The following is a 15,473-nucleotide window of genomic DNA, read 5'->3' as shown; positions in this document are numbered from 1 at the left end:
CGAGTTTGAGTTTTGTGTGTTACGCCCTCCGGTTTTCGGTGGGGGGTTAGGGGGGGCCATTGGCCCTTGACTGTTGGTTAAACATGGAGAGACCGGGATGGTATTTTCATCCAACGTGTTCCTGTTTTTGTTCTTGCCGATCTTTCTCGGCATGTACTACTTAAGCGGAATACGCTATCGCAACCTGCTGCTGCTGATCGCCAGCTACGTGTTCTATGCCTGGTGGCGCGTGGACTTCCTTGCGCTGTTCGCAGCCGTCACGCTGTGGAACTACTGGATCGGCCTCAAAGTCGGTGCCGCAGGCGTTCGGACCAAACCGGCACAACGCTGGTTGCTCCTGGGCGTGGCCGTCGACCTGTGCATTCTCGGCTACTTCAAGTACGCCAACTTCGGCGTCGACAGCATCAACGCGATGATGACCTCCGTCGGTCTGTCGCCGTTCATCCTGACCCACGTGCTGTTGCCGATCGGGATCTCGTTCTACATCTTCGAGTCCATCAGCTACATCATCGACGTCTACCGTGGTGACACGCCGGCGACCCGCAACCTGATCGACTTTGCCGCTTTCGTGGCGATCTTCCCGCACCTGATCGCCGGTCCGGTGTTGCGCTTCCGCGATCTCGCCGACCAGTTCAACAACCGTACCCACACCCTCGACAAGTTCTCCGAAGGTGCGACGCGATTCATGCAGGGCTTCATCAAGAAGGTCTTCATCGCCGACACCCTCGCGGTCGTGGCCGACCATTGCTTCGCCTTGCAGAACCCGACCACGGGCGACGCCTGGCTCGGCGCGCTGGCCTACACCGCGCAGCTGTATTTCGACTTCTCCGGTTACAGCGACATGGCAATCGGTCTGGGCTTGATGATGGGTTTCCGCTTCATGGAAAACTTCAAACAGCCGTACATCAGCCAGTCGATCACCGAGTTCTGGCGTCGCTGGCACATCAGCCTGTCCACCTGGTTGCGTGACTACCTGTACATCACGCTGGGCGGTAACCGTAAAGGTACGCTGATGACCTATCGCAACCTGTTCCTGACCATGCTGCTCGGTGGTCTGTGGCACGGCGCGAACATCACGTACATCGTCTGGGGCGCCTGGCACGGCATGTGGCTGGCGATCGAAAAAGCCCTCGGCCTGAACACGTCGCCGCGCAGCATCAACCCGATCCGCTGGGCGCTGACCTTCCTGCTCGTGGTCATGGGCTGGGTAATCTTCCGCTCGGAAAACCTGCACGTCGCCGGTCGTATGTACGGCGCGATGTTCAGCTTCGGCGAATGGTCACTGTCGGAACTCAACGCGGCCAGCCTCACCGGCCTGCAAGTGGCGACCCTGGTGGTGGCTTACATGACCCTGGCGTTCTTCGGCATTCGTGACTTCTACACCAACCTGCCGCCTGAGAAGACCAAGCCTGTTGTGAACGTCGAGGCCGATGGCCCGGCTGCCGCGACCCCTGGAATGATCAAAGCCGTACCGGGCGACAACCCGGGCAGCATCCACGAACCTGGCTACACCGTTGGCGTTGAAGCGACCGTGCAACCGGCCTACTGGACCGCTGACTGGTCCCGTTACGTGATGCGCACGCTGGTACTGGTGTTGTTCATCGCCTCGATTTTCAAACTCTCGGCGCAAAGCTTCTCGCCGTTCCTTTACTTCCAGTTCTGAGGGATCTGACTATGACCCGCTCATTACGCATCCTCTACATCGCCTTGTTCCTGCTGACCCTGCTGGTGCTGGGCGTGTGGTCCACGCGCAGTTTCTTCGGCTTTAGCACCAGCGCCGAAACGACGGTGCTCAACGGCCGCTGGAGCAAAGCTGTGGAGACGCATTACGACGACGAGTTCCCAATCAAGCGTCTGGGCACCAACCTTTGGGCTGCGCTGGATTTCAAACTGTTCAACGAAGGTCGTCCGGGCGTCGTGCTCGGCCGCGATCAGTGGTTGTACAGCGATGAGGAATTCAACCCGATCGTCAACGAAGAACTGAACCTGCAAGGCAACTATGCGCTGGTTGAAGGCGTGCGCCAGGAACTGAAAGCGAAAGGCGTGAAACTGGTCATGGCGATCGTGCCGGCCAAGACTCGCCTGTACCCGGAACACCTGGGTGAAGTGAAGCCTTCGAGCATCCACGCCAACCTCTATGAGGACTTCCACGCTCATGTGGCGGCCAACAAGGTCCTCGCGCCCGACCTGTACGGCCCGATGCTGAAAGCCAAGCTGGACGGTCAGCAAGTGTTCCTGCGCACCGACACCCACTGGACCCCGGAAGGCGCACAAATCGCCGCCGAGACCCTGGCGAAATCCATTACCGACAAATACCCGCTGAGCGGCGAGCCGCATCACTTCATCACTGAACCTGCGGAGAAGGTGACTCACAAGGGCGACCTGCGGTTGTTCCTGCCGCTGGACCCGCTGTTCGAAAACCTGATGCCCAAGCCTGAGCCGTTGCAGAAACGCAACACCGTTGCGGCCCAGGACCAGCCTGCCGGTGATGACGCCCTGTTCGCCAACACTGAAGTGCCGGTGGCCCTGATCGGCACCAGCTACAGCGCCAATCCCAACTGGAACTTCGTCGGTGCGCTGAAACAAGCGCTGAACAGCGACGTGGTCAATTACGCCGAAGACGGCCACGGCCCGATTCTGCCGATGCTCAGCTATCTGAAAAGTGATGCTTTCAAGAACAGCCCGCCACAGGTGCTGATCTGGGAGTTTCCTGAACGTTATCTGCCTGTGAACAACGAAATCGGTGACGCCGACCCGCAGTGGGTCGCAGAGCTCAAAGAAGCCGGCGCTCGCCAACAAAACGTAGCCGCAAACACTAAATCCGAGACGCCCGACCGGGCGCAAAACTGAAAGAGAGGTACACCATGACTTTCACTACTACTCCTCGCCGTCTCGCCAAGACCTTCGCACTCGTTGCAGGCATGAGCGTTCTGTCGATGTCCGCCTTCGCAGGCGATGCCGCGCTCTACGGCCCGACCGCCCCGAAAGGCTCAAGCTTCGTGCGTGTCTACAACGCCGGCAACGCTGAAGTCAGCGCCACCGTCGGCACCACCAACCTGGCCGAAGTCGCGCCGCTGTCCAGCACTGACTTCAGCTTCATGCCGGGCGGCGACTACAGCGCCAAGGTCGGTAGCCAGTCCCTGCCGGTGAAACTGGCCGGTGATCACTATTACACCCTGGTCAACAACGCCAGCGGCGCACCGCAACTGATCGAAGAGCCGCCGTTCAAGAACAAGCAAAAATCCCTGGTTCGCGTGCAGAACCTCAGCGACAAGGCCCTGACCCTGAAAACCGCTGACGGCAAGACCGAAGTGGTCCCGACCGTGGCCGCCAAGGGCCGTGGCGAGCGTGAAATCAACCCGGTTAAAGTCAGCCTGGCTCTATACGATGGCGACAAGAAAGTCGGCGACGTGAAACCGGTTGCCCTGGAACGCGGTGAAGCCGCCGTGTTGTACGTGACCGGCACCGGCAGCAGCCTGGCGCCAGTCTGGGTAAAACGCCCGGTTTCGACGCGCTAATCATATTTTCGGGTAGCCCACGGGCTACCCGGACACGGAATAAGAACAAGAGTGAAACGACAGAACGCAGTAGCTCTGACCCATACGATTTTCAAGGAGTAACAACATGATTCCGGTGATCTTGTCAGGTGGTAGTGGCTCACGTCTTTGGCCGCTTTCGCGCAAACAGTTCCCTAAGCAATTCCTCGCCCTGACCGGCGAACAAACATTGTTCCAGCAAACCCTGGAACGCCTGGTGTTCGAAGGCATGGACACCCCGATCGTAGTCTGCAACAAGGAACACCGTTTCATCGTCAACGAGCAGCTGGCCGCCCGTAAACTGGACGTGCAGCGCATCCTGATGGAACCGTTCGGCCGCAACACCGCGCCAGCCGTGGCCTTGACCGCACTGATGCTGGTCAACGAAGGTCGCGACGAATTGATGTTGGTGCTGCCAGCCGACCACGTGCTGGAAGATCAGAAAGCCCTGCAACGCGCGCTGGCCCTGGCCACCGTCGCTGCAGAAAACGGCGAAATGGTGCTGTTCGGCGTACCGGCCACCAAACCGGAAACCGGCTATGGCTACATCAAGTCGACCAATGATTCGCTGCTGCCGGAAGGCGTCAGCCGCGTCTCGCACTTCGTCGAAAAACCGGACGTGAAACGCGCCACCGAGTTCGTCGAGTCCGGCGGTTATTTCTGGAACAGCGGCATGTTCCTGTTCCGCGCCAGCCGTTTCCTCGAAGAGCTGAAAAAACACGATCCGGACATCTACGACACCTGCGTGCTGACCCTGGAACGCAGCGAGCAGGATGCCGACACGGTCGACATCGACGCCGCCACCTTCGCTTGCTGCCCGGACAATTCCATCGACTACTCGGTGATGGAAAAAACCCAACGCGCCTGCGTCGTACCGCTGACCGCTGGCTGGAGCGATGTCGGTTGCTGGGCGTCGCTGTGGGAAGTGAACGAAAAAGACGCCAACGGTAACGTCACCAAAGGCGATGTGGTCATTCAGGACAGCAAAAACTGCATGATCCACGGCAACGGCAAACTGGTGTCGGTGATCGGCCTGGAAAACATCGTGGTCGTCGAAACCAAGGACGCCATGATGATCGCCCACAAGGACAAGGTCCAAGGCGTGAAACAGATGGTCAACACCCTCAACGAACTAGGCCGCAGCGAAACCCAGAACCACTGCGAAGTCTATCGTCCGTGGGGCTCCTACGACTCGGTGGACATGGGCGGCCGCTTCCAGGTCAAGCGCATCTCGGTCAAACCGGGCGCGTGCCTGTCGCTGCAGATGCACCACCACCGCGCCGAACACTGGATCGTGGTCAGCGGCACTGCTGAAGTCACCTGCGACGAAAACGTGTTCCTGCTCACTGAAAACCAGTCGACCTACATCCCGATCGCCTCGGTCCACCGCTTGCGCAATCCGGGCAAGATCTCGTTGGAAATCATCGAAGTGCAATCGGGCAGCTACCTGGGCGAAGACGATATCGAGCGGTTTGAAGATATCTACGGTCGCTCTACCCCGATCGAACGCGGCGTGTCGGTGAAAACCATCGCGCGGTGATTGATCTGTAACACAAGAAGCCCCCGCCCGACCCGCTGCGTTTCCCTATCCGCAGCGGGTTGGGTGGGGGCTTTTTTTGTCTGGCGTTTTTGTTGCCTCCACGGGCCTCATCGCGAGCAAGCTCGCTTGTATGTTTAGACTTGAAGGGGTGGGCGGGACTAAAAGCTCGATTCTGACTCTGACCAGTACAGACCGTGGGAGACTTCTCGTCCCGCCCTTTCTACCCAAAGCGCCGATAAGGAATTCATCGGTAAAACCGACGATAGAGGCAAGCCAGCGCAACGGTAGACCCCGACAAGCTCTTAAACCCTAGCTCCGAGGATTCGTCATGACAATCCTTACTTCGCAGACGGTTGTTGGCATCGATATCGCCAAGGCTGAAATAGTTATCTATCGCTCCGACCTGCAAACCACTGACGCCATCAAGAACGATCGAACAGCCCTTAAACGCTGGCTTAAAACATTGCCCGCCCAAAGCGCTATCGCCGTTGAAGCCACCAACATCTACCACCTGGACACTGTCGAGTTGGCCCATGCGATGGGTCACCAGGTCTATGTCGTGGATGCTTATCGGGTGAGCAACTATCGCCGCGGCATCGGCCAGCGAGCCAAGAACGATCCCTGCGATGCCCGTCTGCTGGCGCGTTATTTGACGAACGAACAAGACGGACTGCGGATCTGGAGCCCGCCACCCAAGGCCTACACCTCGCTGAAAAGCCTGCTCCACAGGCGTGCAACGCTAATCCAGAACCATGCCGGTCTGATGCTGAGCTGGGCCAATGAACCCTTGTTGAAGAAAGTGCAGACCGCCCAGCAAAAGGCCTTCAAGCAAGCGGATCAGGCCATTCAGAAACTGCTGCGCAAGGTCTGCAAAGAGGCGGGTATTGAAGAGAATATCGACCGCTGCAAAGCCATCGAAGGGGTTGGCGAACTGACTGCAACCGGGTTGGCGACGACCTTTATGCGCGGTGATTTTGCCAATAGTGATGCGTTCATCGCGTTTCTAGGGATGGACCTTACGGTCGATGACTCCGGGAAGAAGAACGGCCCCCGGCACTTGACCAAAAAAGGGGATCCGGAAGTACGCCGGTTGGCTTACAACGCCGCAATGGCAGCCTGTCGCTCAGCTAAATGGAAACCGTTTTACGAGTCATATTTGGCAAGAGGCTTCTCGAAAACCCAGGCATTGGTGGCCCTTGCCCGGAAACTCTGCCGGGTGGCATTTGCCCTGATGAAAAATCAGAGCAAATACCAGCCGGCCTGAAGTTGCGGGGTTGCCCTGCAACATAGAATCTCCCACATTCGACCGAGTTGTCTTATGGGAATGCGATTAAATGTGGGAGCGAGCTTGCTCGCGATGAGGCCATCACTTCCACCAACAACAATCAAGCCCATCGCCAACCGCACCCACGCTTAGGTAGGATGACCTTCTCCCTTCCCGAGGTTTGCGTCATGTTCATCGGCGTCTTGCTGGTCATCACCTGGCTGATTTTGTTGCTGCGCTACCCGGCCAAAGCACTGCCCGTCTCCGTGGCGGCGGCCATCGGCCTGGGGCTGGTGGCGACGTGGGTGATCTGGATGGACAACCGCGAGGTCAAGCAACTGGCGCGCCTGGAGTTGCGCATCACTTACGCGCCAGAACAGTGCCCGGCCGACCGCCCACTGCAACTGAAGATGAAAAACGGCAACGACGTGCCGCTGACCGAACTGCGCTGGCGCATCGCAGCCTATGCGCCGGGCGACACGGTCAATCTGGCCGACAATCAATACGCCGCACCGCGCTATCGCGGCCCCGGCGAACTGCAGGCCGGCGCGAACTGGGAAGACTGTTTGCCCCTGCCGCCGCTGCGCCCTGGCTATCGCCCGCAAACGCTGGAGTTTCGCGCAGAGCGTTTGCAAGGTAGTTTCTCCGATTGATCTTCCCTTCCTCTTTTTGCACAAGGACCGCGCCATGCCTGTTGCGTTGATTACCGGTTGCTCCAGCGGCATTGGCCGCGCCCTCGCCGAGGTGTTCAAAAGTGCCGGATACGAAGTCTGGGCCAGCGCCCGCAAGACAGAAGACGTGGCGGCGCTGGCCGCTGCCGGTTTCACCGCCGTGCAACTGGACGTCAACGATGGCGCCGCGCTCGAACACTTGAGCGAGCGCATCAACCAGCAACATGGCGGCCTCGATGTGCTGATCAACAATGCCGGTTATGGCGCCATGGGGCCGTTGCTCGACGGCGGTGTACCGGCCATGCAGCGGCAATTCGAAACCAACGTGTTCGCCATCGTCGGCGTCACCCGCGCCCTGTTCCCGGTGCTGCGTCGCGCCAAGGGTCTGGTGGTGAACATCGGCAGCGTGTCCGGGGTTTTGGTCACGCCGTTTGCCGGCGCCTATTGCGCCTCGAAAGCGGCGGTACATGCCTTGACCGATGCGCTGCGTATGGAACTGGCGCCGTTCGGTGTGCGCGTCATGGAAGTCCAGCCGGGCGCCATCGCCTCCAGTTTTGCCAAGAATGCCGGCCATGAGGCAGAGCAGTTGATTACCGAACAATCGCCTTGGTGGCCGCTGCGTGAAGGCATTCGCGCACGGGCCAAGGCCTCCCAGGACAACCCGACCCCGGCCAATGAATTTGCCGCCGGTTTGCTCAAGGCCGTGCAGCAGAGCAAACCACCGCGCCTGATTCGTTTGGGCAATGGCAGTCGGGCGTTACCGTTGCTGGCGGGGTTGTTGCCTAAAGGGCTGCTGGAGGCGGGGTTGATGAAGCGGTTCGGGCTGAAGGGGCAACTTCCATGACCGACTACACCGAATACTTTGATGAAGTGATCCAGGCCCACGTCGCCATCGAGCAATGGTTGGCCGAGGATCAAGACGAGCCGGCGCTTGAACGGTTGCTGACGCGTTTTTCACCGCAGTTTTCCATGGTCTCGCCGTTGGGCCGGGCGCTGGATTTCGATGCGTTGAGTGAGTTGTTTTTGATGGCGGGCGGGAAGAAGCTCGGGTTCAGAATTGAGCTCAGCGAGTTGCGTGGCATTGCTTTGTACGACGGTGGCGCAGTGGTGAGTTATCGCGAGCAACAGACCGATGCGACGGGGCTGCACTCTGATCGGCGGTCGGCGGTGGTGTTTGAGAAGCGGGCGGATGGCAAAGTGGTTTGGCGGCATTTGCATGAGACGTTTTGCAAGGAGTGAACTGCCGCTATTTGTCAGTGGGACCGAGTCGCCTTCATCGCGAGCAAGCTCGCTCCCACACTTGATCTGCGTCGTACACATACTTTGTGTTCATTGCAGATCTAATGTGGGAGCGAGCTTGCTCGCGATGAAGGCGACTCGGTCTAACGGTTTACTTAACAACCACCGTGCACGTAATCCCCGCCGCCAACAGCACACCCTCCGGCACTTCATCAATGTGAATCCGCACCGGCACCCGCTGCGCCAAACGCACCCAGTTAAAGGTCGGGTTCACATCCGCAATCAGCTCGCGACTCTGCGGGTTATCACGGTCGTAGATGCCGCGAGAAATGCTTTCCACATGCCCCTTCAACACTTCCCCGCTCATCAACTGCATGTCGGCTTTATCGCCGACCCGCACGTGGGGCAATTTGGTTTCTTCGAAGAAGCCGTAGACCCAGAACGAGTTCATGTCGACCACGGCCATTTTCGCTTCGCCGATGCGCGCGTAGTCGCCGCGGTGCACATTGAGGTTGGTCACATAACCGTCCACCGCTGCGCGGACCTCGGTGCGTTTGAGGTTCAGTTCGGCGGTTTCGAGCTGTGCCTGAGCATGCTGGTAATCGGCCAGGGCCGAGTCGGCGATGTTGCTGGCGTCGTCGCGGTTTTCCCTGGAGATCACCAGGTTGTCCATGTCAGCGCGGCGGTGGGCGTTGACCTTGCGCATCTCCCACGTCGACTTGCGTGAGGCCACCAGCGCCTGCGCCTGTTTGACCGCGATGCGGTAGTGCTCGGGGTCAATCTGCATCAACAGATCACCCTTCTTTACCAGTTGGTTGTCGCGCACCGGCACGTCCACCACTTCCCCGGTGACGTCGGCGGCGACGTTGATGATGTCGGCGCGCACCCGGCCGTCGCGGGTCCACGGGGTGTCCATGTAATGCACCCACAGGGTCCGGCCGATCCACATCGCAAGAGCCAGCACCAGCAGAGTGGCGAGCAGGCTGAAAAGCTTTTTCATCAGGGCCTTCTTCAGTGATAGAGAGTCAGTGGTAGAGAGTCAACGGTAAACAGTCAGCGCCAGGGCGCCGAACAGACAGGTAAACAGACTCAGGCGCAGCAGCGCCGGGTGCCAGAAGAAGCGGTACAGATCGAACCCGGACAGGAACCGATCGAGTGCCCAGGCCAGCGCCGCCGCGATGAAAAACATCAGGGTCATGGTCGGCATGTACACGCCGTGGAAGGCGATTTCACGAGGCATGTTCAAGTCCTTGGGGCTTGGCGGTGGCGTTGGCCTTTATGTAGCCGGCGAGCGGCGATTGCGGGTCCAGTAACGAAGTGCGGATAAAGTGCAGGTAGCTCTTCACCCGGCGCAGGGCCGAGGTGTCGAAGTGCGGCGCGAAAGGTTCGTCGGTGGCTTGCACGCGGCTGATCGCGTGATCGACGGCGATCAGGCCGCGCTCCAGATTGCTCTGGCTCGGTTGCAGAAACAGCCTCACCAGCGAGCGCCCCATCACCCGGATCGCCTGACGCCACGGCTGCGATTCGGCATACGCCGGATGCACCGGCAGGATCGCCTGCTCCTTGCGCAACTCGATGATCGCGTGGCCGACTTCCAGCACCACGAACATCCAGCGCAGCAAGTCCCGTTGTACCTGCGGCTGCCCTGCCGCGAGACCGTAGGCCTGGTGCAGCAAGTCCCGCGTGCTGCTTTCGAAACTCGACGCCAAACCCTTGAGTTTGCCGCTGATGGCGTACACCACTTGCCCGCGCAAATCCTGTTCCAGCCGACGCCACAACCAGCGGCTGTTGGGCGGCAGAATGATCGCCCCGGCCGCCGCGCATACCAGCATGCCGAGCACCATGGCGATGTAGTCGTTGATAAAGGCGTAAGGGTTGTAAACGGTGAGGTTGTCCGGCACCGAACCGGTGCTGAAGAAGATCAGCAAGCCGAGGCCTATGCCCGCATATTGCGGTCGTGAAGTCAGGAACGAACCGAGTACGATCACCGGTGCGAGCATCACGCAGAGCAACGGAAAACCGTCGATCCAGGGGAAAATGAAAAACATCTCGACGAAGCCGATCAGAGCCCCGAGGAGCGTCCCGCAGGCCATCTGAAAGGCCATGCGTTTTGGATTCGGTGTCGCCGCCGAGAGGCCCACGGTAGCGGCGGCAATCAGGGTCATCGTCGCACCGCTCGGCCATGCCGTTGCGACCCAATAGCTGCCCAGAACCACCAGAATGAACGCCGCGCGAATCCCCGAGGCGGCCGACGCCATCCAGTTGGTTTGCGGGGTGAACGGCTCATCCCATTGCTCGCGCGCATGGCTGTGATCAGCCAGCGACGCGTGGGTCTGTGCATAACTGTGCAAGTCGTCGACGAAGCGATAGAGCAGTTCGTACGCGGTATGAAAATCCAGCTGCTCGGCGTCGCTCGGATCGCCCTCCTGGAAGATCGCCCGCAGGCTGCGAACCCGCGCCGGCAGACCTTCTTTATAGGCGGTCAGTGCGATGACCAGACGCCCCGCATCGGCATTGGTCAGGGCGCGGCCGCTGAAGCCGTCGAGCAGTTCGGCCAGGTCCTGCAAACCCGGCTTGATAGCCGCGACCACGTGATCGGTGCCGCTGCTGCGCAAGCGTTCAAGCAATTGGTGCAGGGCGTTGAAGCGCGTAGTGACACCCATGAATTCGCTGTTCAGTCGACTGAGCCGACCATTGCGCCGACGCATGTGTGGGTCTTCAAACACAGTGACGCTGCGCAACCCTTCCAGCCCCACGGCCTCAGCGATGAAGCGCACGTTGCTCGCCTCGAAAGCCTCCCGTTTGCTGCGACCGCGCAAGCCATCGGTGACGAATAGCGCGAACACGCCGAAGCGCTGATACAAGGCGTTGCGCATGGCGGCGCTGGCGGATTGCGGCAGGATTGCGGCGCTGACCAGCGTGGAGCAAATAATCCCCAGGGAGATTTCCAGCACCCGCCACACGGCGGCCATGAACGCGCCGTCCGGGTGCGCCAGTGCGGGCAAACCGACCATCGCGGCGGTGTACCCGGCGAGCACGAAACCATAGGCGCGGAAGTTGCGATAGCGCGCCGCGCCCGCCGAACAGATGCCCACCCAGATCGCCAGCGAACCGAGGAACAACTCGGTGTTTTGCGCAAACAAAGCGATCAACGCGACCATCACCGCCGAGCCGGCCAATGTCCCAAGGAAGCGATAGAAACTCTTGGCCAGCACGTGGCCGCTTTGCGGTTGCATGACGATGAACACGGTGATCATCGCCGTGCGCGGCTGCGGCAACTCCAGGCGCATGGCCAGCCACAGGGTCAGGAACGCGGCGAACAGCACCTTGAAAATGTAGACCCAGGTCACGCCATCGCTGCGCGCCCAATCGAAGAAACCCCGGCGCCATTCAAGGGAATACAGCCAGCGCAAAGGTGCGGGCAAGGGAGTCATGAAATCCTGCTCATTGATATTCAGTCAGGCTGGGAACCTGTGGGAGCGAGCTTGCTCGCGATTGCGGTCTGACATTCAACATTGATGTCGACTGGCACTCAGTCATCGCGAGCAAGCTCGCTCCCACAGGGTCCGTGCTCACTTGGAGATGCTCTTAAGAAGAGTCGGGGTTTTCGGTACGGCGATCTGGCTGTCTTTCGGCACGTCGCTACCCGCGCCCAATCCGCCGCCGAGCGCCGTCACCAGTTCGGCATGAGCACTCAGTCGCGCGGCCTGCACTTGCTGCTGAACTTGTTGCTGTTTGAACAGCAAAGTCTGGGCGTTAAGCACGTTGAGGTAGTCGGTGAGCCCGCGCTGGTAGGCGATCATCGCAATGTCGTAGGTCTTCTGCGCAGCGGCCACCGACTCGGCGGCGAAGGTTTGCTGCTTGTCCATGGATTCGCGGCGGATCAACTGGTCGGAGATGTTTTTCAACGCGTTGACCAGCGTCTGGTTGTACTTGGCCACGGCGATGTCGTAACCGGCCGAGGCTTCGCCCAGCTCCGAGCGCAAACGGCCGCCGTCGAAGATCGGCAACGAGATGGCCGGGCCGACACTGTAGTTGAGCTTCTTGCCGGTCAGGAACTCCAACGCTCCACCGCCCGTGGCCATGTAACCGAGGCTGCCGACCAGATCGACGTTGGGGTAGAACCCGGCATGGGCGACGTCAATGCCCCGCGCCTGGGCCGCTACTTGCCAGCGACTGGCGACCACGTCCGGGCGTTGGCCAAGCAGTTGCGCGGGCAAGGTCGATGGCAACTTCAGCGCCGCGCCCAACGACAACGTCGGCCGTTGCAACTGCGCGCCCTCCCCCGGACCTTTGCCCGCAAGTGCCGCGAGCTGGTTGCGGCTAAGGGCGATTTCTTCGTCCAGTGCATCGATCTGGCGGTGGGTTTCCGGCAGCGGCGTTTCAGCCTGACTGACTTCAAAATGGGTGCCGATGCCACCGTTCAGGCGCTTCTGCGCGAGATCGAGAATTTGCTGCTGCTGTTTCAGGGTCGCGGCGACGATGTCCCGTTGCGCGTAATGCAACGACAGCTCGATGTAGGCGCGCACGATGTTGTTCTGCAATTCGAGCTGGGCCAGACGCGCTTCGGCGGCCGTCATGTGGGCCATGTCCACGGCGCGCTCGGTGGCGTTGCTTTCGCGCCCCCAAAGGTAGAGGGCGTAGCTGAAGCCCAGCGCGGCGTTGTTGTCCCAGGTGGTGGTGTTGGCCAACTCGCCCGGCCCGTAGAACTGATCGGTGGGCCAGTTGTGGCGTTTGAGAGTGGATTCGCCATTGATCTGCAGCGACTCGGCGGACTCGGCGATGCCAGCCATGGACTTGGCCTGACGCACTCGCGCCGCCGCCATGGCCATGGTCGGGCTGCCTTGCAGGGCGAGGTCGATCCAGCGGTTCAATTGCGGGTCGCCATAGGCCTGCCACCATTGGGCGGTGGGCCAGTGAGCGTCCTGTGCAGCGTTCTGGATGGCTTCGTCGGTGGCCAATGAATTGGCCTCGAATGCCTTGCCCTCTGGGGCAATGCCTCCGGTACCGATGCAGCCGCTGATTGCCAGGGTTAAAGCCAAAACACTGAGCGTCTGAAGCGCTCTGTTGATGCGACGCGGCACTGCTGCAAATTCCTGAGTTGAGATAGATCCCCCGTAGGAGCTGTCGAGTGAAACGAGGCTGCGATCTTTTGATCTTCGCTTTTAAAGGCAACATCAAAAGATCGCAGCCTCGTTTCACTCGACAGCTCCTACAGAGGTGGGCGCAATTCTAGGGGTCGGCTTTGTTGGCGATAAGCTGGGAATCCTGTGAATCTTTGTTACCGTTAACGCGATAATCCGTCAGTCCATCTTTAGTCGCCTGTAGAAAGTCAGCAACTTCGTGTCACAATTTGCCATTCGCCTAGAGAGCACCCCATGGACACTTTGCAAAACATGCGCGCCTTCAGTTACGTGGCCGAGGCCGGCAGCTTCACCGCCGCCGCCGTGCAACTCGATACCACGACGGCCAACGTTTCGCGCGCGGTCTCCAACCTGGAAGCCCACCTGCAAACCCGCCTGCTCAACCGCACCACCCGACGCATCGCCCTGACCGAAGCCGGCAAGCGCTATCTATTGCGCTGCGAGCAGATCCTGGCCTACGTCGAAGAAGCCGAAGCCGAAGCCAGCGACGCCCATGCCCGTCCGGCCGGGCAGCTCAAAGTGCACACCATGACCGGCATCGGTCAGCACTTCGTGATCGACGCCATCGCCCGCTACCGCAAGACCCACCCCGACGTCACTTTCGACCTGACCATGGCCAACCGCGTGCCGGACTTGCTCGACGAGGGCTACGACGTGTCCATCGTGCTCGCCAGCGAGCTGCCGGACTCGGGCTTCGTCTCCCAGCGCTTGGGCATCACCTACAGCATCGTTTGCGCCTCGCCGGCCTATGTGAAAGCCAACGGCTGCGCACAGAAGCCCAGCGATTTGCTGAACCACGCGTGCCTGCGTTTGGTGAGCCCGGTGATTCCGCTGGAGAAATGGACCTTCGACGGCCCGGAAGGCCAGGAAATGGTGACGATCAATAGCTCACCGTTTCTGGTGAACTCCGCCGATGCGATGAAGACGGCAATCACCAGCGGCATGGGGGTTGGGGTTTTGCCGGTATATGCAGCGATTGAAGGGTTGCGCAACGGGACGCTGGTGCGTGTGATGCCGAACTACCGGTCGCAAGAATTGAATTTGTATGCGATCTATCCGTCGCGGCAGTATCTGGATGCGAAGATCAAGACGTGGGTCGAGTATTTGCGCGGGTCGTTGCCGGAGATTTTGGCGGCGCATCAGGCGGAATTGGTGGCTTATGAGTTGAGTGGGAGCATGGGTGGGGTTCGGGTGGCGAACTGATTTTGTCCGCGTACAGCTGCCACCTCCACTTCCCGTCGATTGCCGACATCAAAGCCACCCCGCGCACGCCCAACACTGTTCACAGTGGACTCAGAGGCCAAGACCGAAACCCTAGTGGTTTTTCTGGTCGAGACGCTAGCCTCGGTCGATGTGATGGTCCATCACCTGGTGGACCATCTTGACGGTGGGTCGCGCAATACCCTGCTGGGCATTTCAAACATCATCATGCTGGCGGAGATCACGGCGAACCGAGTGCTGGGTAACATCGACACACCAAAACCTTCGCCGCACAGCTAATCCCTTGTGGGAGCGGGCTTGCTCGCGAAAGCGGTGCTTCAGTCGATATTAATGCTGAATGACACACCGCATTCGCGAGCAAGCCCGCTCCCACAATTGAATTTGGTACATCAGCAATATATTGGTCGGCTGTCAGGCCGCCATCGCAGGCAGGCCAGCTCCCACATCTATGGTTCGGATACGCCTTTCGCTCCTCACCACTCAACAGGCCGAGCGTTAGCTCGCCTGCAGCTCTTGATCTTGATCCACCCGCCCTATATCGGGAGGCTGAGTGGAGGTGTTCATCCGGGGAGTGGCGCGCAGCGCCGTTCGACGCAGTCGAACACGCTGCATGTAGGTCGTCGCGCAGCAGACCGGAGGGCAGTGTCCCCGGATGGATACCGGAACGCCGAGCCTAGGCGAGGGGCCGGACGCTCGGGGCGAGCCTTTTTGGGTACTTTTTTGGCGTTGAAAAAAGTGCCTCGCCGTAAGGGCGAAACCGCCAGCCGCCGTTACCGCAGAAATGGATATGTACACCACCAACAGGAACATAGTCGGCCCAAAGGCCGCCAAGGACAAAAGAGCCCAACGGCCTCGCCC

Annotated in this window: 12 protein-coding genes and 2 pseudogenes; 10 read left to right on the top strand and 4 right to left on the bottom strand. The window is 60.0% G+C overall.

Annotated elements, in window-relative coordinates; translation table 11 throughout:
- The first annotated feature begins 97 nt into the window (after nucleotides 1-97).
- The 8 genes and pseudogenes from ACMXYH_RS05875 (at nucleotide 98) to ACMXYH_RS05840 (ending at nucleotide 8,250) form a co-directional block, all read left to right on the top strand.
- Nucleotides 98-1,663, top strand: coding sequence for an MBOAT family O-acyltransferase (locus ACMXYH_RS05875; RefSeq protein ID WP_149628763.1), 1,566 nt, complete (start codon nucleotides 98-100; stop codon nucleotides 1,661-1,663).
- Between the two features lie 11 nt (nucleotides 1,664-1,674).
- Complete coding sequence (locus tag ACMXYH_RS05870; RefSeq protein ID WP_129438305.1) at nucleotides 1,675-2,850, top strand: alginate O-acetyltransferase; 1,176 nt, start codon at nucleotides 1,675-1,677, stop codon at nucleotides 2,848-2,850.
- Between the two features lie 14 nt (nucleotides 2,851-2,864).
- Nucleotides 2,865-3,518: an alginate O-acetyltransferase AlgF gene (locus ACMXYH_RS05865; protein WP_129438307.1), complete on the top strand. Its 654-nt coding sequence runs from the start codon at nucleotides 2,865-2,867 to the stop codon at nucleotides 3,516-3,518.
- Between the two features lie 106 nt (nucleotides 3,519-3,624).
- Nucleotides 3,625-5,076, top strand: a complete 1,452-nt coding sequence (locus ACMXYH_RS05860; protein ID WP_129438309.1) for a mannose-1-phosphate guanylyltransferase/mannose-6-phosphate isomerase — start codon at nucleotides 3,625-3,627, stop codon at nucleotides 5,074-5,076.
- 328 nt (nucleotides 5,077-5,404) lie between these two features.
- Nucleotides 5,405-6,366: pseudogene (locus ACMXYH_RS05855) on the top strand (IS110 family transposase).
- A gap of 162 nt (nucleotides 6,367-6,528) precedes the next feature.
- The gene (locus tag ACMXYH_RS05850) at nucleotides 6,529-6,993 is read left to right on the top strand and encodes a multidrug transporter (RefSeq protein WP_129438311.1); all 465 of its coding nucleotides are present in this window, start codon (nucleotides 6,529-6,531) and stop codon (nucleotides 6,991-6,993) included.
- Between the two features lie 34 nt (nucleotides 6,994-7,027).
- Nucleotides 7,028-7,855 (top strand): SDR family oxidoreductase, encoded by an 828-nt coding sequence (locus ACMXYH_RS05845; RefSeq protein ID WP_415766575.1) that lies wholly within the window; start codon nucleotides 7,028-7,030, stop codon nucleotides 7,853-7,855.
- A complete protein-coding gene (locus ACMXYH_RS05840; protein WP_134417203.1) occupies nucleotides 7,852-8,250 on the top strand; it encodes a DUF4440 domain-containing protein in 399 nt (132 codons plus the stop codon). The genes ACMXYH_RS05845 and ACMXYH_RS05840 overlap by 4 nt, the downstream gene beginning before the upstream one ends.
- 151 nt (nucleotides 8,251-8,401) lie before the next feature.
- Here ACMXYH_RS05840 and ACMXYH_RS05835 read toward each other — a convergent pair whose 3' ends face one another.
- From ACMXYH_RS05835 to ACMXYH_RS05820, 4 genes are all read right to left on the bottom strand, one after another.
- Nucleotides 8,402-9,250: an efflux RND transporter periplasmic adaptor subunit gene (locus tag ACMXYH_RS05835; protein ID WP_415766574.1), complete on the bottom strand. Its 849-nt coding sequence runs from the start codon at nucleotides 9,248-9,250 to the stop codon at nucleotides 8,402-8,404.
- A gap of 39 nt (nucleotides 9,251-9,289) precedes the next feature.
- Nucleotides 9,290-9,490 (bottom strand): DUF1656 domain-containing protein, encoded by a 201-nt coding sequence (locus ACMXYH_RS05830; protein ID WP_007896379.1) that lies wholly within the window; start codon nucleotides 9,488-9,490, stop codon nucleotides 9,290-9,292.
- A complete protein-coding gene (locus tag ACMXYH_RS05825) occupies nucleotides 9,480-11,684 on the bottom strand; it encodes an FUSC family protein (RefSeq protein WP_415766573.1) in 2,205 nt (734 codons plus the stop codon). The genes ACMXYH_RS05830 and ACMXYH_RS05825 overlap by 11 nt, the downstream gene beginning before the upstream one ends.
- 138 nt (nucleotides 11,685-11,822) lie before the next feature.
- Complete coding sequence (locus tag ACMXYH_RS05820) at nucleotides 11,823-13,334, bottom strand: efflux transporter outer membrane subunit (protein ID WP_415766572.1); 1,512 nt, start codon at nucleotides 13,332-13,334, stop codon at nucleotides 11,823-11,825.
- Between the two features lie 294 nt (nucleotides 13,335-13,628).
- On the opposite strand from ACMXYH_RS05820, the gene ACMXYH_RS05815 reads away from it, so the two are divergent.
- Complete coding sequence (locus ACMXYH_RS05815) at nucleotides 13,629-14,597, top strand: LysR family transcriptional regulator (protein ID WP_008150590.1); 969 nt, start codon at nucleotides 13,629-13,631, stop codon at nucleotides 14,595-14,597.
- 26 nt (nucleotides 14,598-14,623) lie between these two features.
- Nucleotides 14,624-14,894: pseudogene (locus tag ACMXYH_RS05810) on the top strand (DUF6124 family protein); the annotation flags it as partial.
- Nucleotides 14,895-15,473: the final 579 nt, after the last annotated feature.

Origin of the sequence: Pseudomonas frigoris (genome assembly GCF_047758635.1) — a bacterium.
Taxonomy (GTDB): Bacteria; Pseudomonadota; Gammaproteobacteria; order Pseudomonadales; family Pseudomonadaceae; genus Aquipseudomonas; species Aquipseudomonas frigoris.
Note: the sequence above shows the minus strand (reverse complement) of the source record. Positions and strands in the feature narration are given on the sequence as shown.